Source organism: Streptomyces sp. Je 1-332, from assembly GCF_040730185.1.
GTDB lineage: Bacteria > Actinomycetota > Actinomycetes > Streptomycetales > Streptomycetaceae > Streptomyces.
Window position 1 is genome coordinate 2,389,135 of the sequence record NZ_CP160402.1, and the last position, 21,043, is coordinate 2,410,177.

General features: G+C 71.0%; 18 protein-coding genes and 1 pseudogene. 8 read left to right on the top strand and 11 right to left on the bottom strand.

The window, feature by feature from the left end; all coding sequences use genetic code 11:
• The first annotated feature begins 184 nt into the window (after positions 1–184).
• On the top strand, positions 185–1,912 hold the full coding sequence (locus ABXJ52_RS11090; protein WP_367041420.1) for an MFS transporter: 1,728 nt from the start codon (positions 185–187) through the stop codon (positions 1,910–1,912).
• Positions 1,913–1,959: 47 nt separating this feature from the next.
• Here the strand turns inward: ABXJ52_RS11090 and ABXJ52_RS11095 are convergent, their stop codons facing one another.
• Complete coding sequence (locus tag ABXJ52_RS11095; RefSeq protein ID WP_367041422.1) at positions 1,960–2,604, bottom strand: CatB-related O-acetyltransferase; 645 nt, start codon at positions 2,602–2,604, stop codon at positions 1,960–1,962.
• Positions 2,605–2,724: 120 nt separating this feature from the next.
• On the opposite strand from ABXJ52_RS11095, the gene ABXJ52_RS11100 reads away from it, so the two are divergent.
• From ABXJ52_RS11100 to ABXJ52_RS11115, 4 genes are all read left to right on the top strand, one after another.
• Positions 2,725–3,378 carry a class I SAM-dependent methyltransferase gene (locus ABXJ52_RS11100; RefSeq protein WP_367041423.1) on the top strand — a complete coding sequence of 218 codons (654 nt, stop codon included), beginning with the start codon at positions 2,725–2,727 and terminating at the stop codon, positions 3,376–3,378.
• 22 nt (positions 3,379–3,400) lie between these two features.
• Positions 3,401–4,393 carry an N-acetylmuramoyl-L-alanine amidase gene (locus ABXJ52_RS11105; protein WP_367041425.1) on the top strand — a complete coding sequence of 331 codons (993 nt, stop codon included), beginning with the start codon at positions 3,401–3,403 and terminating at the stop codon, positions 4,391–4,393.
• A 171-nt stretch (positions 4,394–4,564) separates the two neighbouring features.
• Entirely contained in the window at positions 4,565–5,437 is an 873-nt protein-coding gene (locus ABXJ52_RS11110; RefSeq protein ID WP_367041428.1) for a hypothetical protein, read from the top strand.
• Positions 5,438–5,560: 123 nt separating this feature from the next.
• Positions 5,561–6,571, top strand: coding sequence for an LLM class F420-dependent oxidoreductase (locus ABXJ52_RS11115; protein ID WP_367041430.1), 1,011 nt, complete (start codon positions 5,561–5,563; stop codon positions 6,569–6,571).
• Positions 6,572–6,609: 38 nt separating this feature from the next.
• On the opposite strand, the gene ABXJ52_RS11120 is transcribed toward ABXJ52_RS11115, so the two are convergent.
• The gene (locus ABXJ52_RS11120; RefSeq protein WP_367048979.1) at positions 6,610–7,155 is read right to left on the bottom strand and encodes a hypothetical protein; all 546 of its coding nucleotides are present in this window, start codon (positions 7,153–7,155) and stop codon (positions 6,610–6,612) included.
• 129 nt (positions 7,156–7,284) lie between these two features.
• On the opposite strand from ABXJ52_RS11120, the gene ABXJ52_RS11125 reads away from it, so the two are divergent.
• The gene (locus tag ABXJ52_RS11125; RefSeq protein ID WP_367041432.1) at positions 7,285–7,575 is read left to right on the top strand and encodes a hypothetical protein; all 291 of its coding nucleotides are present in this window, start codon (positions 7,285–7,287) and stop codon (positions 7,573–7,575) included.
• On the opposite strand, the gene ABXJ52_RS11130 is transcribed toward ABXJ52_RS11125, so the two are convergent.
• From ABXJ52_RS11130 to ABXJ52_RS11140, 3 genes are read right to left on the bottom strand one after another with little or no spacing between them, the layout of a single operon-like run.
• Complete coding sequence (locus ABXJ52_RS11130; RefSeq protein ID WP_367041434.1) at positions 7,569–8,660, bottom strand: prenyltransferase; 1,092 nt, start codon at positions 8,658–8,660, stop codon at positions 7,569–7,571. The genes ABXJ52_RS11125 and ABXJ52_RS11130 overlap by 7 nt on opposite strands.
• The gene (locus tag ABXJ52_RS11135; RefSeq protein ID WP_351159880.1) at positions 8,657–9,400 is read right to left on the bottom strand and encodes a class I SAM-dependent methyltransferase; all 744 of its coding nucleotides are present in this window, start codon (positions 9,398–9,400) and stop codon (positions 8,657–8,659) included. Before ABXJ52_RS11135 ends, ABXJ52_RS11130 begins: the two co-directional genes overlap by 4 nt.
• Positions 9,400–10,767, bottom strand: coding sequence for a glycosyltransferase family 4 protein (locus ABXJ52_RS11140; RefSeq protein WP_367041435.1), 1,368 nt, complete (start codon positions 10,765–10,767; stop codon positions 9,400–9,402). The genes ABXJ52_RS11135 and ABXJ52_RS11140 overlap by 1 nt, the downstream gene beginning before the upstream one ends.
• 238 nt (positions 10,768–11,005) lie before the next feature.
• On the opposite strand from ABXJ52_RS11140, the gene ABXJ52_RS11145 reads away from it, so the two are divergent.
• Entirely contained in the window at positions 11,006–11,641 is a 636-nt protein-coding gene (locus ABXJ52_RS11145) for a TetR family transcriptional regulator (protein ID WP_367041437.1), read from the top strand.
• Between the two features lie 500 nt (positions 11,642–12,141).
• Positions 12,142–12,384: pseudogene (locus ABXJ52_RS11150) on the top strand (LuxR C-terminal-related transcriptional regulator); the annotation flags it as partial.
• Here the strand turns inward: ABXJ52_RS11150 and ABXJ52_RS11155 are convergent.
• The 6 genes from ABXJ52_RS11155 to ABXJ52_RS11180 all read right to left on the bottom strand — a co-directional run bounded on the left by ABXJ52_RS11155 (position 12,298) and on the right by ABXJ52_RS11180 (position 20,896).
• Entirely contained in the window at positions 12,298–14,124 is a 1,827-nt protein-coding gene (locus ABXJ52_RS11155; RefSeq protein ID WP_367048981.1) for an ABC transporter ATP-binding protein, read from the bottom strand. The pseudogene ABXJ52_RS11150 and the gene ABXJ52_RS11155 overlap by 87 nt on opposite strands.
• 110 nt (positions 14,125–14,234) lie before the next feature.
• A complete protein-coding gene (locus tag ABXJ52_RS11160; protein ID WP_367041438.1) occupies positions 14,235–15,998 on the bottom strand; it encodes an ABC transporter ATP-binding protein in 1,764 nt (587 codons plus the stop codon).
• A gap of 185 nt (positions 15,999–16,183) precedes the next feature.
• Positions 16,184–16,309 (bottom strand): SapB/AmfS family lanthipeptide, encoded by a 126-nt coding sequence (locus ABXJ52_RS11165; RefSeq protein WP_363307399.1) that lies wholly within the window; start codon positions 16,307–16,309, stop codon positions 16,184–16,186.
• 45 nt (positions 16,310–16,354) lie between these two features.
• The gene (gene lanKC / locus ABXJ52_RS11170; RefSeq protein WP_367041440.1) at positions 16,355–18,991 is read right to left on the bottom strand and encodes a class III lanthionine synthetase LanKC; all 2,637 of its coding nucleotides are present in this window, start codon (positions 18,989–18,991) and stop codon (positions 16,355–16,357) included.
• 205 nt (positions 18,992–19,196) lie between these two features.
• On the bottom strand, positions 19,197–19,430 hold the full coding sequence (locus ABXJ52_RS11175; RefSeq protein WP_367041441.1) for a ferredoxin: 234 nt from the start codon (positions 19,428–19,430) through the stop codon (positions 19,197–19,199).
• Entirely contained in the window at positions 19,430–20,896 is a 1,467-nt protein-coding gene (locus ABXJ52_RS11180) for an aldehyde dehydrogenase (protein ID WP_367041443.1), read from the bottom strand. The genes ABXJ52_RS11175 and ABXJ52_RS11180 overlap by 1 nt, the downstream gene beginning before the upstream one ends.
• Positions 20,897–21,043: the final 147 nt, after the last annotated feature.

Genomic DNA, 21,043 nt, shown 5'->3' on the forward strand with positions numbered 1-21,043 from the left:
GAAGACTGACGGGGGGTCAGATGCGGGTCCGCTCAGGCGCCGGGCGCGGGACTCCCGTAAGCGCCCGGTTAACAACAGGTCAAGACTTCCCCTCGTACGACATCCGTCGGAATAGTCGCCCGGGGAAACAGGTTCGCACTGCACGTACCCCTGCCAGCTCTGCCGCCCTCGGAGGCCCCACGTAATGACGCAGTCGACGACCCACCAACGCGGCACCCGCGGAGTCGTCCCCGTACTCGCTTTCGCCGGCATCGTCGTCGCGGTGATGCAGACGCTCCTGGTGCCGGTCATCAAGGACCTGCCGACACTCCTGAGCACCTCGCCGTCGAACGCCACGTGGGTCATGACGGCGACCCTCCTCGCCGGCGCCGTCTCGACCCCGATCATGGGCCGCCTCGGCGACCTCTACGGCAAGCGCCGCATGCTGCTCGCGAGCCTGGCCGTGATGGTCGTGGGCTCGCTGGTCTGCGGTTTCACCGACGACCTCGTCGTGATGATCGTCGGCCGCGCCCTCCAGGGCTTCGCGATGGGCGCCATCCCGCTCGGCATCGGCCTCATGCGTGACGAGCTGCCCCGCGAGAAGCTCGGCTCCGCGATGGCCCTGATGAGCTCGTCCATCGGCGTCGGCGGCGGCCTCGCGCTGCCGCTCGCCGCACTGACCGCGCAGCATGCCGACTGGCACGCCCTGTTCTTCGGCGCGGCGGCCCTGGGCGTCATATCGATGCTGCTGACCCTCGTCTTCGTGCCCGAGAGCAAGGTCAAGGCACAGGGCACCTTCGACGTGATCGGCGCGCTCGGCCTCTCCGCGGGCCTGGTCCTCTTCCTCCTCCCCATCACCAAGGGCAGTGACTGGGGCTGGACCTCCGGCATGACGCTCGGCCTGTTCGGCGCCGCGGCGGTCGTCCTGGTCCTCTGGGGCGTGATGGAGCTGCGCCTCAAGGCGCCGCTGGTGGACCTGCGCACCACGGCCCGCCCGGCGGTCCTGTTCACCAACCTGGCCTCGATCATGGTCGGCGTCGCGTTCTACGCGATCTCGCTGGTACTCCCCCAACTGCTCCAGCTGCCGACCGCCACCGGCTACGGCCTCGGCCAGTCCATGGTCGTCGCGGGCCTGTGCGTGGCGCCGCTCGGCCTGACGATGATGTTCACGGCCCCGGTCTACGCCCGCCTCTCGGCGAAGTACGGCCCGAAGGTCACCCTCATCCTCGGCATGCTGATCATCGCCATCGGCTACGGCGGCGGCCTCGGCCTGATGAGCGCCGCCTGGCAGACGATCATCATCGCGGTGGTCATCGGCGCGGGCATCGGCCTCGCCTACTCCTCGCTCCCGGCGCTGATCATCGGCGCCGTGCCCGCTTCGGAGACGGGCGCGGCGAACGGCCTCAACACGCTGATGCGCTCCATCGGCACGTCGGTCTCGTCCGCCGTGATCGGCATGGTCCTCGCCAACACGGCGAACCACGTGGGCGGCGTCGCCGTCCCGACGATGACGGGCTTCCGCACGTCCTTCCTCATCGCCACCGGTGCGGTCGCCCTCGGCCTGGTCTTCGCGCTCTTCCTGCCGTCCGCCCGCCGCTCGGTCAAGACCCAGCTGCGGGCCAGCAGCGAGGAGGACGCGAACCTGCGCGCGGCGACGCAGGCGCTGACCGGTTTCCACGGCCGGGTACTGAATCCCGCCGGGGCGCCGGTCGCGCGGGCGAAGGTGACACTGATCGACCGCAGGGGGCGGCAGGCGGGCGCCGCCCTCACGGACGAGGGCGGCCACTATGCCCTCGCGGTGCCGGGCGACGGCTCGTACGTCCTGGCGGCAACGGCATCCGGACACGCGCCGCTGGCTTCGGCGGCGGGGCATCAGGGGGGTGCGGTGGAGGTCGATCTGCTGCTGCCGGGCGGGAGTGAGGTGCTGGCGTAGGGGCCTAGGGGCAGACGCCGGAGGGGCTGAATATTCAGCCCCTCCGTCTAGCCCCCCGGCGCAACCCTCTCCAAGTCCTCGATGGTGCCGGACATGACGACCCGCACATGCTCGGTCAGATGCTCCGCAGGCCAGTCCCACCAAGCCACGGCCAGCAGCCGCGCCACCTCATCCTCGCTGTACCGCGTACGAATCAGCTTCGCGGGATTTCCCCCGACAACGCCGTAGTCAGGGACGTCGTCCACGACGACCGACCCCGAGGCGATGACGGCCCCGTGCCCGATCCGCACACCGGGCATCACCATCACCCCGTACCCGAACCACACGTCATGACCGACCACGGTGTCCCCCCGCCCCGGCAGCCCGCTGATCAGATCGAAGTGCTCGCTCCACGAGCCCCCCATGATCGGGAACGGGAAGGTCGAGGGCCCGTCCATCCGGTGGTTCGCGCCGTTCATGATGAACCGCACCCCCGTCCCGAACGCGCAGAACTTTCCGATACGGAGCTTCTCCGGCCCGTAGTGGTAGAGGACATTGCGCGTCTCGAAGGCCGTCGAGTCATCCGGGTCGTCGTAGTACGAGAACTCCCCGACCTCGATCAACGGAGACTTCACCAGCGGCTTCAGCAGCACGACACGAGGCTGGTCCGGAAAAGGGTGCAACACCGTCGGATCCGCCGGTACGAGTTCCATAGCTGTTCCCCTCACTGTTCCTCGTCACGGCCCCGCCTTCATGATCAACCGGGCCATGCGGCAGCATAGGTCGGCCCACGGCGCAGACCCACCGCTTTTCCGAAGCCCAGGAGGACCCCCATGGCCGCCCCCCAGCCCAAGCCGGAGATCCTCGCCGCCTTCGAAGCGGCCAAGGGCTTCATGCCCGCCGATGAGGGCCTCGCCCTGTACGCGGCGGCGACGGAGGCCGCGGCGCTGGGGCTTCCGCTCCTGGAGGTCGGCACCTACTGCGGCCGCTCCACGATCCTGCTCGCGGACGCCGCCCGTGCGGCCGGCGTCACGGCGATCACCGTGGACCACCACCGCGGCAGCGAGGAGCAGCAGCCGGGCTGGGAGTACCACGATCCGGCGACGGTCGACCCGGAGGTCGGCCGGATGGACACCCTGCCCACCTTCCGCCGCACGCTGCATCACGCTGGCCTGGAGGAGCACGTCATCGCGATCGTCGGGCGTTCGCCGCAGGTGGCGAAGGCGTGGGGCGGGCCGCTCGGCCTGGTCTTCATCGACGGCGGCCACACGGACGAGCACGCGACGGGCGATTACGAGGGCTGGGCCCCGCACGTCGCGGAGGGCGGCCTGCTCCTGATCCACGACGTCTTCCCCGACCCCGTCGACATCATGACGGGCCAGGCCCCGTACCGCGTCTATCTCAGGGCACTGGAATCCGGCGCGTTCACCGAGGTCTCGGCAACCGACTCCCTGCGCGTCCTGCGGCGAACGGGAGCGGGGATCTGACCTCGCGGTTAGAGTCGCTCTCGTGTCGTACGTAGGTCCGGACAGCCAGCCCCCACGCCCGCCCCGCCGTTTCAGCGGCGGCCCCCTCACGGTGACGCTCGCCGCGCTGGTGCCGACGTGCCTCGCGGGGTGGCTCATCTACGAGGCGACGAGCGGTCCCGGTGGCAGCGAGCCGCCCAGAACGCTGCCCTCCACGAGCCAGTCCGCGAAGCCCTCCCCGTCGGCCTCCGAGAAGGACGACGAGAAGGGTGAGGACAGCGAGTCGAGCGGCAAGCCGAGCGCGTCGAAGTCCTCGAAACCGTCGAAGCCCTCGAAGTCCGCGAGCCGCCCCGCAGCCTCCGGCCCCCTCAAGGGCAAGGTCGTTGTCGTGGACCCCGGCCACAACACGGGCAACGGCAAGCACACGGCCGAGATCAACCGCCTCGTCGACGTCGGCACGCACCGCAAGGAGTGCGACACGACGGGCACCTCCACGAACAACGGTTACAGCGAGGCCCAGTTCACCCTCGACGTCTCGCGCCGCCTGCGCACGATCCTCGAGAAGCAGGGCGCCACGGTCAAGTTCACCCAGGACGGCGACCGCCCCTGGGGGCCCTGCGTCGACGAGCGCGCCCGCATCGGCAACAACGCACGCGCGGACGCGGTCGTGTCCGTCCACGCGGACGGCTCGGGCGCGGGCAACCGCGGCTTCCATGTGATCCTTCCCGCATCGGTGAAGTCCGGCGACGCGGACACCTCCAAGATCGTCGCCCCGTCCCGCGCCCTGGGCGAGCGCATCGCGGGCAAGTTCCTGAGCGCGACGGGCAGCGCCCCCTCCAACTACGTCGGCGACGGCACCGGTCTCGACGTACGCAAGGATCTGGGCGGCCTCAACCTCTCGACGGTCCCCAAGGTGTTCATCGAGTGCGGCAACATGCGGGACGCGAAGGACGAGGCATTGCTCACGGACGGCACCTGGCGCCAGAAGGCGGCCCAGGGCATCTCCGACGGAATCGTGAGCTTCCTGCGCGGATAACGGGTTGGTTCGTCGGGGATAACGGGTTGGTCGGTCTTTATCCCGAGCAGACACCCCAGCGGTGGGAACGATAATGTCCTCCGTACGATGGGGGGCCATCCCCGCGCTTTGCGCCGTGACCTTGGGGCGAGCGACGCCTCCACCGACGAGACGACTTACGAAGGACCTGAAGTGAATATCCGCTCTCTCACTCGAGGCGACGGCGTGGTGATCGGGGCAGCGGTGTTGCTGTTCATCGCATCGTTCCTGGACATCTTCGATGTCGAAGACGCCTCGGACTCCCTGGACATGCCGAACGCCTGGAACAGCGGGCCGGTCCTGCTGAGTGTCATCCTTGCCGGGATCATCGGTGCTGTCTGCATCGTCGTCTCCCGTGGGCTGCCGACTCCCCCGAAGGTCCTCGGTCTCGACCTCGGCCACTTCGGTGTCGCCTTCACCATCGCCGCCGCCTGGAGTGCCCTCGGGCAGATCTTCGACCCGTCCAGCGGGTACGACAACGTGGGCTCGGGCGCCGGTGACACCGGTGTCGACGCCGGCATCGGCCTCATCCTCGCCCTGATCGCCACGCTGGTCATGGCCGCCGGCGCGATCCTCTCCCTGACGGTCCCCGCCTTCAAGGCTCCCCTCGTCGGCGCCCCGCGCCCCACCCCCCAGCCCTACGGCGGCCAGCCGCAGGGTGGTTACGGGTACCCCGGTGCGCAGGGCCAGCCGCAGCAGGGGCAGCCGTACGGTGCCCAGCCCGGCCAGCCCGGACAGCCGCAGCAGGGTCAGCCCTTCGGCGCCCAGCCGGGTCAGCCGCAGCCGGGGCAGCAGACGCCGCCTCCCGGGCAGGCGCAGGCCGCCGGTGACTTCTCGCCGTTCTGGTTCGCCGTGCCGGTGCCGCGTCCGCTGTACGCGGAGGACGGCTCGCCGACGCCGATCGCCGAACTGGCGCCCGGCACCTGGTACTTGGCCGTCGAGCAGCGTGGCCCCGGCCTGGTGGCCCAGACGCAGGACGGCCGTCGTGGCGTGCTGCAGGACACCACGGGGATTCAGCGCGGCTGATCGTTCCTGTACGACGACAACGGCCCCTCGCCCTTCCGGGCGGGGGGCCGTTGTCGTACAGTCGCCTCCCGTCAGGAACTGACGGGCCGTCAGGATGACCACTCGGGTTGGATGGGGGCGCGCATGCGTCTGGGGCTGGCACTTGGCTACTGGGGACGCGGTCCCGACCCGCAGCACGTCGCGCTCGCCCAGGAGGCCGAGCGGCTCGGATACGACTCCGTGTGGACCGCCGAGGCCTGGGGCTCGGACGCCTTCACGCCGCTGACCTGGATCGCGGCGCAGACCTCACGGATCAAGCTGGGCACGGCGATCGTCCAGATGGCGGCGCGCTCACCCGTCACGACCGCGATGCACGCCCTGACCCTGGACCACCTGTCCGGCGGGCGGATGATGCTCGGGCTCGGGCTCTCCGGGCCGCAGGTGGTGGAGGGGTGGTACGGGCGGCCGTTCCCGAAGTCGCCACTGACCGCCACGCGGGAGTACGTCGACGTGGTCCGCCAAGTGCTGCGGCGCGAGGGGCCCGTCGCTCTCGACGGGCGCTTCCACTCCCACCCCTACGCCGGGGAGGACGGCAGCGGTCTCGGCAAGCCCCTGAAGCCGATCACGCATCCGCTGCGGGCCGATCTGCCGGTGCTGCTCGGCGCGGAGGGTCCGAAGAACATCGCACAGACGGCCCGGATCGCGGACGGCTGGCTGCCGCTCTACTGGTCGCCGATGCGGGCCGACGTGTACGAGGCGTCGCTGGAGGGGGCGCGAGACGGCTTCATGGTCGCCCCGATGGCGCGGGCGAGAGTCTGCGACGACGTTGCGGAGGGCCTGCTTCCGGTCAAGGCGATGCTGGGCTTCTATATCGGGGGGATGGGGCACTCCGCGCGAAACTTTCATGCAGATCTGATGGCGCGGATGGGGTTCGAGGCCGAGGCGCGGCGGATTCAGGAACTGTTTCTGGCGGGGCGCCGTGAGGAGGCGGTGCTCGCGGTGCCGGACGCCTTCGCCGATGAGATCTCGCTGGTCGGGCCGCGGGAACGGATCGCCGAGCGGCTGGAGTTGTGGCGCAAGGGGCCCGTGACGGATCTGCTGGTACTGGCGCCGGACCGTCATACGCTGCGGGTGCTGGCGGAGCTGAACGGCTGACCGACCCCGCCGAAGGCCGCTTCGAGGCCAGGGGCCTGCTACCCCTTCGCCAGCTCTCCCGCCGACGGCACCTTGTCCTTGACCTCCGCGCCCGCGCCCTTCCCCGCGTCCTTCACCTGCTTGATGACGTCGTCGAAGGAGTTCACGACCGAGTCGGTGGACTCGCCCTTGCGGAGCTTTTTCGGGAGGTCCTTGAGGGCGTCGATGCCTGCGGTCAGCGGCGCCACCGCCTTGGACAGCGTCGGGTCGCCCTTGGCGTTCTTCGTCGCCGCCTTCAGGCGGTTGTAGGCGAGCGTCCCCGCGAGGCCCGCCTTGATCAGGGCGAACTTGCGCCCGTCGGCGCCCTTCTTGAACTTCCCCGCCCGGAAGGGCTTCACGATCCACTGGTACGTCGCACCCGCCGCGATCCCCGCGTTCGCGACGAAGCGCGTCTTGGCGAACTTCTGCTTCTCGGCGGAGCTGGAGCTCGACGGCGCCGAGGCGGCGTCCGCGTCGTCACCTCCGCAGCCGGTCGTCCCCGCGAGCAGGGCGCCGCACAACACAGGGGCGACGAGAGACCGGCGTACGGTCGCGGCGGACAACAACACGGGAACCTCCGGGCGTGGACAGCGAGTGGACAGCTCTCCCGGCAGCCTCACCCCGCCCGGCGCGTGCCGCCACTCGGGCGCGCCCGTACGGGTTTCAGCCAGGCCCAGCCAGGTACACGGAGAACCATGGCGACCAGAAGCGCACGTGGCAGCACCGCAGCGAGGGTCATCGTCATCGTCGCGGACGTGATGGCCATCATCCTCGGCCTGTGGATCCTCATGTATCTGTTGGACGCGAACCGCGCCAACGACCTCGTCCAGTTCATCCACGACGTGGCCCGCTGGCTGGCCGGCTGGTCGCACGACCTCTTCACGTTCGACGAGGCCTGGGCCCGCGTAGTCTGCGGTTACGGCCTGGCGGCTCTCGTATACGTCCTCGTCGGCCACGCCATCGCGGGACGCCTCCGGCGCTACTGACCCCCCGCGGTCGCTTCGCAGCACTCCGGCGCGAGGCCCACCGGCAGGCGTTCTCCTGAGAACACCGCGCAGGTGGCCTCGTCGCCGCCGAGTGCCGCAACGGCGAGCAGCAGGGAGCCCGCCGTCCATGTGGTGAGTTCCTCCGGCCAGATCGCCTTGTCGTCGAAGACGTAGCCCGTCCAGTAGAGGCCGCTCTCCGCGTCGCGCAGGTGCTGGATCGACTGGAGGATCTCCAGGGCGCGGTCCGATTCACCCAACACCCAGAGGGCCAGGGCGAGTTCGGCGCTCTCGCCGCCCGTCACCCAGTTGTTGGGGATGACGCAGCGCACGCCGAGGTCCGGCACCACGAAGCGGTCCCAGCCCTCCTCCATGCGGGACTTGGCCGCCGCGCCCGTGAGCGCGCCGCCGAGGACCGGGTAGTACCAGTCCATCGAGTAGCGGTCCTTGTCCAGGAACCGCTCGGGGTGGCTCTGGATCGCGTGGGCCAGCGCGCCCGTCGCCAGCTCCCAGTCCGGCTGCGGCTCCTCGCGCTGCTCGGCGATCGCCAGGGCGCACCGCAGCGCCTGGTGGATCGATGAACTGCCGGTCAGGAGAGCCTCGTTGACCGCCTCACCACTCGCCTCACGCTTCCAGCCGATCTGGCCGCCCTGCTGCTGCAGCGCGAGCACGAACTCCACCGCTCCCACCACCGTCGGCCACAACCGGTCGAGGAACGTGTCGTCGCCGGTCGAGAGGTAGTGGTGCCAGACGCCCACGGCGATGTACGCGCAGAAGTTCGTCTCGCGGCCCCGGTCCGTCACGTCGTGCGGATCCCCGTCGGCGTACGCCGCGTACCAGGAACCGTCCGGATTCTGGTGCCGCGCCAGCCAGTCGTAGGCACGGGCCGCCGCCGCGTGCTCGCCCGCCGCGTCCAGTGCCATGGCGGCCTCGGTGTGGTCCCAGGGGTCGAGGTGGTGGCCGCGGAACCACGGGATCGCGCCGTCCTCGCGTTGGACGGCCAGGATTCCGCGGACTGTCCGCTGCGCCTGATCCGCCGTCAGGACGCCCGGCAGGACCAGGTGTTCGGTCCGCTCCGGGCTCGTCACGCGTCGGTCTTCGCGTCGGTCTTCGGCAGATGCGGCTTCGTCGCGTACGCCACGAAGCTCTTGCCCACGACCGGGTTGAGCAGCTGCTCCGCCACCTTCGTGGCCAGCGGTTTCTTCATGATGTCCCAGACCAGGAGCTTGTGGTACGCCCGCACCGGCAGCGCCTTGTCGTTGTCGACGCCGAAAGCGCACTTCAGCCACCAGTACGGCGCGTGCAGCGCGTGCGCGTGGTGCGTGCCGTACGGCTTCAGGCCCGCTTCGCGCATCCTGCCGAGCAGTTCGTCCGCCTTGTAGATGCGGATGTGGCCGCCCTCCACCTCGTGGTAGGCGTCCGACAGGGCCCAGCAGATCTTCTCCGGGCCGTAGCGCGGCACGGTCACCGCGATGCGGCCGCCCGGCTTCAGGACCCGGACCATCTCGGCGAGCACGCCCTTGTCGTCGGGGATGTGCTCCATCACCTCGGAGATGATCACGACGTCGAACGAGGCGTCGGGGAAGGGGAGGTTGAGCGCGTCGCCCTCCATCGCGGTGGCGGTCGCGCCCGCGGGAGCCTCACCCGCCTCCTTCATCGCGGCGAACCACTTGGCGACCTCGCGGATCTCCTCGGCGTTCTGGTCGAGGGCCACCACCTGGGCCCCCCGCCGGTAACACTCGAAGGCATGCCGGCCCGCGCCGCAGCCCAGGTCGAGGACGCGATCGCCCGCGGCGAGCGGGAAGCGGGTGAAGTCGACGGTCAGCATCAGCGATGGCTCCCGGAGTACGTCGGGGTGGTGGCCGGGGGGCGGCCGGATTGCGGGGCCGCGTTTTTTCCGGCGATCGCCGCGCGGTACAGCTCTGCGGTGCCCTGGGCGGCGCGGGCCCAGGTGAATTTGGCGAGGACCCGTTCCCGGCCGGCCGCGCCGAGGCGGGCCCGCAGCTCGGGGTCGCCGAGGAGGCGGAGCAGGCCGGCCGCGAGGGCGCCGGGGTCGGCGGGCCGCACGGCCAGGCACGTCTCGCCGTCCGGCCCCGCGACCTCCGGGATCGCGCCGCCGGTCGTCGCGAGCAGCGGCGTTCCCGTCGCCATCGCCTCGGCCGCGGGGAGCGAGAAGCCCTCGTACAGCGAAGGGACGCAGGCGACCTCGGCCGAGCGGACGAGGTCCACCAGTTCCTCGTCGGTGATGCCCTTGACGAACTCGATGGCGCCTTCGAGACCGTACTTCTCGATGGCCTGGGCGACGGGGCCGTCCTCGGCGCGCTTTCCGACGACGACCAGATGGGCGGCGGGGTTCTCCGCGCGGACCTTGGCCAGGGCTTCGACGAGGTAGGTCAGGCCCTTGAGGGGGACGTCCGCGCTGGACGTCGTGACGATCCGGCCCGGCACCTCGGCGACCGAGGGGTCCGGCGAGAAGAGATCGGTGTCGGCGCCGATGTGCACGACGTTGATGCGCTCCTCGCGTACGCCGAGGTGGTCGATGATCTCCTGGCGCGACGTGCCGGAGACGGTGAGCACGGAGGGCAGGCGGCGGGCCACGCGCTTTTGCATGCGCGTGAACGCGTACCAGCGGCGTACGGACATGCGGCGGCGCCAGGTGGGCGCCGCCTCGAGGTCCAGCCTGCGGTCCACGGTGATGGGGTGATGGATCGTCGAGACGAGCGGGGCGCCGAGGTCGCCCAACAGGCCGTACCCGAGCGTCTGGTTGTCGTGCACGACGTCGAACTCGCCCCGCCTTGCGCGCAGATGGCGGCGGGCGCGCAGGCTGAACGTCGCGGGTTCGGGGAAGCCGCCGGTCCACATCGTCGCCACTTCGAGCGCGTCGACCCAGTCGCGGTACTCGTCGCGCTTCGGCGTGCGGAAGGGGTCGGGCGAGCGGTAGAGGTCGAGGCTCGGCAGCTCGGTGAGCTTGAGCCCTTCGAGGTCCTTGTCGTCCAGGACGGGGTAGGGCTGCGCGCCGATCACTTCGACGCTGTGGCCGAGGCGTGCCAGCTCGCGGGAGAGGTGACGTACGTAGACGCCTTGCCCTCCGCAGAACGGGTTGCCCTTGTACGTGAGGAGAGCGATGCGCAACGGACGGTCACCATCGGCGTCCGGCCCCGTCCGGGGGCCCGCCTCCATGGCCTCAGCGGTCACTCTCGGCCCCCTTCTCCCTGCGGTTGTCCGCGAGGTTACGCCGGGACGGTAATCTAGAACAAGTTTCAGACTTGATCGTTGAATGATCGCTGATCGATCGCGGAACGCGCTTTGAATCTACCGGCAGGTAGCCGCGCTGTAAGGCCCGGATCAGGTGATTCGCGCCACGGCGGGTGCCCTGCCATGCTGGCCCACCACATCACCGGACCGGGACGACGGACAACGGACAACGGGACCTATGACATCGGAAGCCAAGGCAGCGGAAGTCGCAGCAGCTGATCCGGCGTCGCCGCCCCTGACCGAACGGCAGGAGGCTCGCCGCCGTCGCATCCTGCACGCCAGCGCCCAACTCGCGAGCAGGGGCGGGTTCGACGCGGTGCAGATGCGCGAGGTCGCCGAGTCCTCCAGCGTCGCCCTCGGCACGCTGTACCGCTACTTCCCCTCCAAGGTGCATCTGCTGGTCGCCACCATGCAGGACCAGCTCCAGCACATGCACACGACGATCCGTAAGCGGCCGCCCGCCGGTGAGACACCCGCCGAGCGGTGCGCCGAGACGCTGATGCGGGCCTTCCGCGCCCTGCAGCGCGAGCCGCACCTGGCGGATGCCATGGTCAGGGCGCTGACCTTCGCCGACCGCTCCGTGAGCCCCGAGGTGGACACGGTCTCGCGGCTGACCACGGCGATCATCCTTGACGCGATGGGCCTGACGGACGCGCCGACCCCCGAGCAGCTCTCGGCGGTCCGGGTCATCGAGCACACCTGGCACTCGGCGCTCATCACCTGGCTCTCGGGGCGGGCGTCGATCGCACAGGTCAAGATCGACATCGAGATGGTGTGCCGCCTCATCGATCTGACGACCCCGGAGTCGGCGTAGCACGCCGCGCGTCCCCGATCTCCCGGAACCACGCAGTCCGCAGGCCTTGAATCGGTGCACGGGGGGCGCAGGCCTACCTGGTCATTGCGCCCCTGAGCCTCTCCTGGGTCCCGCTTGGCCAGTTCTCGCATCCGTACGAGCGGTCGGCGCCGCTATGAATGGTCTACGTGCTGAATGAAGCAATCGGGGCCGACTGCGGGCACCTGGAGGAGCGAAACGTGATCCGGGTACTTCTCGTGCACGACGCCTGTCTGCTGCGATCCGCTCTGGCGGAACGACTCGCCCGTGAGGCGGACCTGGAGGTGTCCCATGCACCGTGGCACGAGGCACGCGACCGTACGGGCGCGGTGCGTCCCGACGTCTGCGTGGTCGACCCCGACGGCGACACGGCGTACGCCTCCGTCGAGTTCGGGGAGCAGTCCCATCCGGTGGCCGGCGGCCTCGGCTGCCCGCTGCTCGTTCTGGTGTCCGGCAACCGGCCTGGGCTGCTCCGGCGCTGCATGGAGGCGGGCGCGCTCGGCTACGTGGACAAGGCGAGCCCGCCCGACCGGCTGCTCGCCGGGATCAGACAGGTGGCGGCCGGTCAGCGGTTCGTGGACGAATCGCTCGGGTTCGGCTTCCTGAAGGCATCTCAGATGACCCTGACCCCGCGGGAGTTACTGGTCCTGGCCCTCGCCGCCGGGGGCGCGCCCGTCGCCGAGATCGCGCACCGTCTGCACCTGACCAACGGGACGGTGCGCAACTACATGGCCGCGATCACCCGCAAGACGGGGGCCAGGAACAGGATCGACGCCATACGGATCTCGCGCGGCGAGGGCTGGGTGTGAAGCGGCGCGCTCCGGGCCCCAGTTGCCGGAGAGCTCACGGTAGAGCACGGACTGTTCGAGCAGGTCCTCGTGGCGTCCGCACAGGGTGTGCGTCCCGTCCATCACCAGGATCCGTTGGGCGCGGCGGGCCGAGCTGATGCGGTGGGCGATCACCACGAGGGTGCCGCCGGGCCGCGCCGCGAACGCCCGCTCGGCGCGGGCCTCCGCCATCGGGTCGAGGTGGCAGGTGGCCTCGTCGAGCAGGGCGAGGGGCGCGTACGAGACGTAGGCGCGGGTCAGCGCGACGAGCTGCCGCTCGCCCGCGGAGAGCGTGGCGGGGTCGAGCTGGGCTGCGAGCCCGCCGAGCCGCTCGACCACCGGGCCGAGCCCGACGGCCTGTGCGGCGGCCAGCAACTCCGCGTCGCCGACGGTGTCCGGGCGCAGATACTCCAGGTTCTGCCGCACGGTCCCGCTGAAGACGTAAGCCTCCTGCGGTATCAACACCCGCCGCCCCACGGCCTCTTGCCCCCGCACACCCCGCCCGTCCACGCGCACGACACCACCACCGGGCTCCAACAGCCCGGCCACGAGCCCCGCAAGGGTGGACTTCCCGATCCCACTGGGCCCGACGACGGCGAGATGCCCACCCCGCGGGACAGTGAGCGAGAGGTCCCGCACCACGGGCTCGGCGAGGGGGCCGTAGGCGAAGGTGACGGAGGAGAGGTGCAGGGCGGGGGTGCCGTCGACAGCGGGCTCCCCCGCCGGGCTTTGTGTGTCCGGAGCGGAGGGCCCCCGTGGCGGGGGCTTCGGGGTCCAGGTGAGGCGGCGTAGGACTATGGCCAGGCGGGAGCCGCTCGTGCCCAGGCCGTGGATCAGGTTGTGCAGGGCCGGGAGCAGGGCCTGCGTCACGTAGGCGATCGCGCCGACCAGGGCGCCCGGCGTCACCCCGTTGTTCAGGAGCCAGGGCGCCGTGACCAGGAGCAGGACGAGCGGGAGTTGGCCGCCGGTCGCCAGGGCCGCCGTGCGCAGCACGCCCCAGCGGGCGAGGGCGCGGGCCGCCGCGTACTCCGTGGCGACGCCCCGGTCCAGGTCCTCGGCCACGTCCTGCTCAGCGCCGGCCGCCGCGACATCCCGTAACCCCGGTGCGACCGCGCCCAGTTGACTCGCGATGCCCTCGTCGGCGACGAGGAACCTCTCCTGGCGCCGCGCCAGCGGCCGCAGGCTCGCCACGAACAGGCCGACCCCGGCGAGCAGCGGCGGCGCGACCACCAGGAGGAGGAGCGGGGCCAGCGAGAACAGGCCGATCAGCGCTCCCGCCGCTGTGAAGAGGAAGGAGCGGGAGACGAGGACCAGGCCGGCGAAGGTGTCCCTGGCGATCTCCACCTGCTGGGTGAGCCGGGACACGGACGCGTTGTCCGCCTCCCGCAGCCCCCGCCCGACGACCTGACGCACCAAGCTGTCCCGCAGCGGCTCCACCAGATCGGCGACCGCGCGGTACACCCGCCCCGTGCCGTACGCGGCCACGACCACGCCGAGCCCGGCCCCGCCGAGCCACGCGAGGCCCACGTCCGCACGCCCCGCGAGGAAACCGTCGTCCAGGGCGCGCGCGAGGGCGTACCCGGTGAGGAAGGTCTGCCCGGTCTCCAACACGGACCAGAGCGCGAGGCGCAGCACCACCGGCCACCTGCGCCAGAGGAACCGGACACCTCGGCGGTACGGGCCCTGCGGAGGCGAGGGCGGCGGCACCCGTTCCGCGTGCCCCACGGGCCTCACGCGCCTCACGCGCCTCACGTGCCGAACACCTCCCGGTACTCCCGGCGCTGCCACAGCTCCGCATGCGTACCCACCGCCCGTATCCGGCCCTCGTGCAGCCACGCCACCACGTCCGCGCGGGCCGCCGTCGCCGCGCGGTGGGCGATGATCAGGCGGCTGCGGTGCGGCGCGTGGTGGAGCAGGGCCTCGGCGATGTGGTGTTCGGTCACCGTGTCCAGGCTCGACATCGCGTCGTCCAGGATCAGGAGCCGTCCCCCGCGCGCGAACGCCCTTGCCAGGCCGAGGCGTTGGGCCTCGCCGCCGGAGAGGGGCGCGTCCGAGCAGGGCGTGGAGTAGCCGTCGGGGAGGCGGGTGATGAAGGCTTCGGCGTGCGCCGCGCGGGCCGCCTCCCGGATGCGGGGTGACGCCGGGCGCGGGGCGCCGAAGCCGATCGTGTCCTCCAGGGTCGTGCCGAGCAGCGCGGGCCGCTCGAAGGCGTAGCCGACCTCGCGGCGCAGCTCCTCGCGGCCCAGCGAACGCAAGGGGACGCCGTCGAGGCGTACCTCCCCCTCGTCGGGGTCGGCGAGGCGGCCCGCGACGGACGCGAGGAGCGACTTGCCCGCGCCGGAGCGCCCGACCACGGCGAGCGTGCCGCCCGCGGGAACGGTCAGGTCGACGCCGTGGAGCACGGTGCGCCCGCCACGGACCACCGTGACGCCGCGCAACTCCAACTCTCCGTCACCAGGGGAGAGTTTGCGGCTTCCGTACGGCGTCGCCGGTTCCGCGAGCACCTCCCCCAGGCGGCGCGCGGCGGCCCTGGCGCGCACCAGCGCTCCCAGTTGTCCGACGAGCATGCCGATCCCGGTGGCGAGTACCGCGTACCGGGAAGCGGCCAGCAACTCGCCTACGCTGATGCAGTCTTGGACGACCATGTGGCCCGCGACCGCGACGACCGCGATCTGCAGGAGGGGTGCGACCGCGACGGCCTGTGACTGGGAGCGGCCCTGGACCCGCCACATCCGGTGTCCCTGACGGGAGAGTTCGGGCAGCGCGCCGAGGACGCGCCTGGCCTCCTTCTCCTCGGTGTGTGCGGCGGCGATGGTCCGTGCCCCGCCGATCGCCTCGCCGAGGCGGCCCGCGATGTCACCCTGGACCTGCTGGTAGCGCGCCACGCAGTCGGACGAGACGCGCACGAACCACCGCAGGAGCAGGACGAGGACGGGCGCCCCGGCGATGAACACGACGGCCAGCCAGCCGTCGATCAGGGCGAGGGCCACGACGGCGCCCACGGGCGCGACCAGAGCCGCGAGGAGAGCGGCGAGCGTGGCGGGCGCGACGCCCGCGTGTGCCGCGTTGTCGACGAGGCGGGCCACGAGGTCGCCGGGGGCGAAGCGGGCGGTGGCGCGTGGCCCGACGGCCAGCATGTGGCGTCCGACGCGGCCGCGCAGCCAGGCCGTGGTGCGGGCGTTGGTGGTTCCGGTGAGGACGCCGTCGCAGGCGTCGAGCAGGGCTCCGGCGGCGATGAGCGCCGTGCACACGAGGATCCAGCGGGTGGCATCGGCACCGACGTGTCCGGCCGCGTGGCCCGCGAGAATGGCGTCGAGGGCGCGGCCGATGGCGAACGGCAGAAAGAGACTCGCGCCCGCCCCGGCGACACTGCAGAGCGCGAGGGCCACGCAGCGTAGGGCGCTGTAGCGGGTCGCGTCCTTCAACAGCCCGGCGTCTTTCAACCGCCCGGCGTCTTTCAACAGCTCGGCGTCGAGGCCGGGTTGCTGAGGCGGAGCTTTCGTGGTCGCCATGCGGTCCGGGTCCTCGCAGTCCTCGTGTCCGTGGCGGGGCGGGCGGCAACAGTGATGGTGTCCGTGACGTCGACCCCCGTGGCGTCGGCGTCTGTGAACGCGATGGACCCGGGCGGTGCCTCTGGGGAGAGGCGCCGCCCGGTTCCTCACGGGCGAACCGTGCCGGTGTCAGGCACGGGTCGGCGTCAGAGACAGAGCAGCACGCTCGCGTCGCTCCAGCACAGCAGCAGGCTCACCTGGCTGCCGCCGCCACCGCCGCCGCCACCGGTCATCTCGTCGGACTCCATGCTCTGCAGGTCGAGAAGCGCCATGATCTTCCCTCTCATTTGGGGACGTTGATGTCCTCGTGGGTGGTGTCACGACCCCGCTGCGTGGCGGGACCGGCTCTGGGGCCGCCTGAGCGGCGGCAGGAAGGGGACGTGTGCTCCGCCGTCCCCCAGGGCGGCGGCGAGCGCGAGGAGGCAGCCCGCCGTTCCGGTGTGCAGGTCCATGGAGAGCCGCAGCATCTGATGGCCGGGGAAGGCCAGTTGACCCGCGTACGGCATCGCGAACCAGCCGAGTCCCTCGATCTGCGCGGCGACGTCCTCGGGCGTGATGCCGGGCGCGGTGCTGCGGTTGAGGTGCAGCAGCAGTCCGGCCCGCCCCTGGAACAGGCCGGGCTGGACGCAGAAGCGTGAGCGCGCGGTGGCCAGGATGCCCGGACGTACCGCCTCGAACCCGGCGTCGTCCCGGTGCGCGAGGTAGTCGTCGACGACCATCCCGATGCCTACGCTGCCGTCACCGAGGTAGGGCATCGTGCGCCAGCCCTCGTCCACGCCGAGGCTGCCGTCGGGCCGTGCCACGCACCGGGCGAGGTCCGCGCGCAGGGCCTTCGCCGCCAGGTCGAGGAGCGCGGAGTCGCCGTTCCTCTCGTACAGGCGCAGGAAGAGGAGCGCGGGCCCGGTGGCGCCGTGCAGCAGACCGGCCCGTTGCCGCCCCTTGGGAGGGGGCTCCGCGGTGAGCCGCTCGCCGATCACCTCCGCGGCCTGGAGCGCGTGCTGGGCGAAGGACTCCTCGCCCGTGCTGTGCGCGATGGCGTCGAGTGCGAGGCCGAGTCCGGCGAGGCCGCCGTGCAGGTCGGAGGGGAGCCGCTGCCAGTTCTCCTGGAGGACGAGCTCCATCAGGTCGAGCGCGCGCGTGCGGTGGCCGAGCCGTTCGAGTACGTGGGCGATGCCCGCGAGGCCGTCGTTCAGGCCGAGGGGCGTGCCGCGCGGCGCGGGCTCGATGTGCTTCAGGAGCCAGCGCTCCCCCTCTTCGTAGCGCTCGGCGCCGCTCTCGGCGAGGGCGAGCAGCACGCCGGCCGCGCCGTGCGCGAGGCCGAGCCCGCCGCCGTCGGAGAACTGCGCGATGTCGCCGGGGAAGAGGCGGTCGTCGCGCTCCGGGGTGGCCGATGCGAGGATGGCCTTGACCATCGAGTCCCGGCTGTAGGGCCAGTCGGCGACGTCGACGAGCGGCGCGGCCGCTCCCGCCGCACTCGCGGTCGCCCGTACGGCACCCTTCGCGCCGGCCTGGGCCTGCCCGCCCCGCTCGATCTCCGCCACGGCCTCGTCGAGGAACTCCCGGGGTATGTCCGGGAACTGGGACGCGATCACCGTCGCGAGGTGCGCTGCCTTGCCCCGGTCGATGGCGAGGAGCGTGGTGATCGGCAGGAAGAGGGCGAGCCGCAGACACGCGAGGGCGTAGCGGTCGACGTCCACGCCCTCGCGGTCCGCGGGTGCGATGAACCCGGGGTGGGCCACGACCTGTCGGCCGCTGTCGCCCACCCGCGCCGCCGCCTCGAAGTCGAGGAGGGAGACGGACTGTTCGTCGGGGGCGACCATGATGTTGAACATGTGGAGGTCGTTGAAGACGACGCCCCGCTCGTGCACGGCGGCGACGGCCTCCTCGACGGCCCGGTGGATGCGCAGCGCCCAGGCCGTGTACGCGGCGATCGCGTCGGCGTCGGGCTCGCTGACGAGCAGTGGATGGCGTTCCGCGAAGAAGGAGTTGAGGGTGCTGCCCTCCAGGAAGTCCATGACGAGGAAGCGGTGGCCGCCGAGCTCGAACCAGTCGCGCACCTCAGGTGCGACGCCGAGCCCCGCGAGCTTCTGCAGCGCGTCCCGCTCACGCTCCAGACGGGCCACTGCGTCCGCGCCGTCCGACGCGAGGCCGGCGTACGGCCGGCCCTCCTTCAGGACGACCTTGCGGCCGTCACGCGTGTCGGTGCCGACGTAGACCCCGCCGCCGTTGGAGAAGTGCAGTGCCTTCTCCATGCGGTACGGCAGGTCGGTGACCGTCGTGTCGTTGCGTGCCGCCAGCTGGGCTTCGAGGAACGCCGGCAGCGTCACCCACTCGGGCACCCGGAAGGCGGGATCGCGCGAGTCGGGGACGAGGCGGCCCTGGTCGTCCTCGATGGCGGGCACGAGAGAGCCGCGCTCGTCGGCGCACATGCGGCGGGTGAAGGCGCCGTATCTGACGTACAGGGGGCCTTCCTGCCAGCGCAGGTCGGTGAGGATGTACGGGCCCTCGAATCCTTCGAGGAGCCGCCCCAACTCGCCGAGTATCTCGTGCAGTTGCTGCTCGTCGGACGGATAGATCGTCGCGAACTTGCCGCTGCCGTCACGTCCCGCGTACTTGCTGTTGCGCAGGTGGAGCAGGGGCCGTCCCGCGATGAACTTGAAGGGCACGGTGCGCGGCACGCAGTAGTCGTGGACGACCGCGGCGATCCGGTCGGCGTTCTCCAGCGTGGCGGACACATGGATCTTCCAGCCCTGCTGGGGCGCGGGCCGTGCGTGCCCGTCGTCGTCGACGGGCACGAAGGTCAGCCAGTCGCCCTCGCGGGCCGACCGCCATCCCCGCGGGACCGGGCGCCCCGCCGTCTGGAACTCGGGGGCGGTGCCGCCCACGGACAAACGGTCCGGAGTCTCGTAGAAATGCCTGTCGGCCAGACAGTAGACCTCGTACCGCTTGTCCACGGCGTCCCCTCCCCAAGTGGTCTGGTTCTGAACAGTTCCAGGCCGCAAAGGGGACGGACAGTCACGGATGTCATCGATCAACCATGCGGAACGCATGGGTAAAGTCCTGTTCGCACACGTTCGAGTGCAGATAAAGCACACAGGATCGACACAAAACGGCCCGGATCGCATCACGGAAGTAAATCCGGTTGCCGGAGCGAAGCCGTTAGTCCTCCGGCGGGAAGACGACCTCCCCACTGCCGGACAACGTGATCGTGATCGCCTCGACCGGACATCCCTCGGCCGCTTCGAGCACCTTCTCGTTGGCGTCGGTCTCGGGGTCCGCGGGGTGCGACTGGCGGGCGGAGTCGAGCGCGAAGGCGCCCGGCGCCGTGCTCACGCACATCCCGGAGCCGATGCAGACCGACCGGTCCACCTCGACGTGCCAGCGGTCACCCATCAGGCACCCGCTCCTTCGTAGCCCGCGGGGAGGTGGATCATCTTGTGCTCGAAGTACTCGCCGTACCCCTCGGGCCCGAACTCCCGCCCGAGACCGGAGTTCTTGTAGCCGCCGAACGGGCCGAGCATGTCGAGGCTGAAGGTGTTCACCGAGTACGTCCCGGTCCGCACCCGCCGCGCGATGTCGATGCCGCGCTCCGTGTCCGCCGTCCACACACTGCCGCTGAGCCCGTACTCCGAGTCGTTGGCGATGCGCACGGCCTCGCTCTCGTCGCCGTACGGAATGAGGCAGATGACCGGGCCGAAGATCTCCTCGCGGGCGACGCGCATCGAGTTGTCCACGCCGCCGAAGAGCGTCGGCTCGACGTACCACCCCTGGTCGAGCCCGGCCGGACGCCCGCCGCCCGTAAGGATCTTGGCGCCTTCCTCCTGGCCGATGCGGATGTAGTCGAGCGAGCGCCGCTGCTGGCGCTCGGCGACCAGCGGGCCCAGTTCGGTCTCCGGGTCGAGCGGGTCGCCGACCTTGAGCGCGGAGGCCGCGGCGGCGAAGGCCTCGGCGAACTCGTCGTGGCGCGTGTGGGGCACGAGGATGCGGGTCTGGGCCACGCACGCCTGGCCGTTGATCATCCAGGCGAAGGGGACGATGCCGGCGACCGCGCTCGCCGCGTCCGCGTCCGGCAGGATCACGGCGGCCGACTTGCCGCCCAACTCCAGTGTCACGCGCGTGAGATTGCGGGCGGCGACCTCCATGACACGCTTGCCCGCGCCGACGGAGCCGGTGAAGGACACCTTGTCGATGTCCGGGTGCCCGACGAGGTACTCGCTCACCTCGCGGTCCGCGGAGATGATCGAGAGCACACCCGGTGGCAGCCCCGCCTCGGTGGCGATCTCGGCGAGTATGTACGCGTCGAGCGGCGTCTCGGGCGACGTCTTGAGGATCACCGGGCACCCGGCCAGCAGCGCGGGCGCGAGCTTGGCGGCGGCGGTGAACTGCGGGACGTTCCACGGGACCACGGCCGCCACGACACCGACCGGCTCACGCCGGACCAGGATCTTGCCGAGGGCTCCGTCGCGCGCCTCCTCGTACGTGAAGTTCTTCGCGACGGTGAGCGCCGAGTCCCAGACCATCATCGCGGCGAGGGCCTGCACCATCACGCTCGACGTGTACGGGGTGCCGTTCTGGGAGCTGATGACGCGGGCGATCTCCTCGTGCCGTACGGCGAACGCGTCCTTGATCCTGGTGATGACCTCGATCCGCTCGTCGAGGGTCATCCGGGGCCATGGCCCCTCGTCGAACGCCTTGCGCGCGGTGGCGACGGCCCGGTCGACGTCGGCGGGCGCGGCGTGCGGCACCCGTGCGAAGGGCTCGCCGGTGTGCGGCGAGATCACCTCGATGACGTCCTTGCCGTGGGGGTCCACCAGCTCCCCGCCGATGAACAGCTGTCCGTGTTCCACGAGCTCGGTCATGGCTGACTGCCTCCTGCGGGATGACGGGATTCCGCCTGCGCGGCACGCTTTCTGACACCGTTTCAGAACTGATACCAGTTCTAGTTCCACTAGTCCACGGAGGGCAAGGCTCGCGCAGCCCTTCAAGTGGCCAGCCGAAACAGTCGA

Excerpts from the sequence above, each read along its gene's own strand:
- ABXJ52_RS11090 (WP_367041420.1), top strand. The coding sequence starts at position 185 with ATGACGCAGTCGACGACCCACCAACGCGGCACCCGCGGAGTCGTCCCC.
- ABXJ52_RS11095 (WP_367041422.1), bottom strand. The coding sequence starts at position 2,604 with ATGGAACTCGTACCGGCGGATCCGACGGTGTTGCACCCTTTTCCGGAC.
- ABXJ52_RS11100 (WP_367041423.1), top strand. The coding sequence starts at position 2,725 with ATGGCCGCCCCCCAGCCCAAGCCGGAGATCCTCGCCGCCTTCGAAGCG.
- ABXJ52_RS11115 (WP_367041430.1), top strand. The coding sequence starts at position 5,561 with ATGCGTCTGGGGCTGGCACTTGGCTACTGGGGACGCGGTCCCGACCCG.
- ABXJ52_RS11125 (WP_367041432.1), top strand. The coding sequence starts at position 7,285 with ATGGCGACCAGAAGCGCACGTGGCAGCACCGCAGCGAGGGTCATCGTC.
- ABXJ52_RS11135 (WP_351159880.1), bottom strand. The coding sequence starts at position 9,400 with ATGCTGACCGTCGACTTCACCCGCTTCCCGCTCGCCGCGGGCGATCGC.
- ABXJ52_RS11145 (WP_367041437.1), top strand. The coding sequence starts at position 11,006 with ATGACATCGGAAGCCAAGGCAGCGGAAGTCGCAGCAGCTGATCCGGCG.
- ABXJ52_RS11160 (WP_367041438.1), bottom strand. The coding sequence starts at position 15,998 with ATGGCGACCACGAAAGCTCCGCCTCAGCAACCCGGCCTCGACGCCGAG.
- ABXJ52_RS11165 (WP_363307399.1), bottom strand. The coding sequence starts at position 16,309 with ATGGCGCTTCTCGACCTGCAGAGCATGGAGTCCGACGAGATGACCGGT.
- ABXJ52_RS11175 (WP_367041441.1), bottom strand. The coding sequence starts at position 19,430 with ATGGGTGACCGCTGGCACGTCGAGGTGGACCGGTCGGTCTGCATCGGC.
- ABXJ52_RS11180 (WP_367041443.1), bottom strand. The coding sequence starts at position 20,896 with ATGACCGAGCTCGTGGAACACGGACAGCTGTTCATCGGCGGGGAGCTG.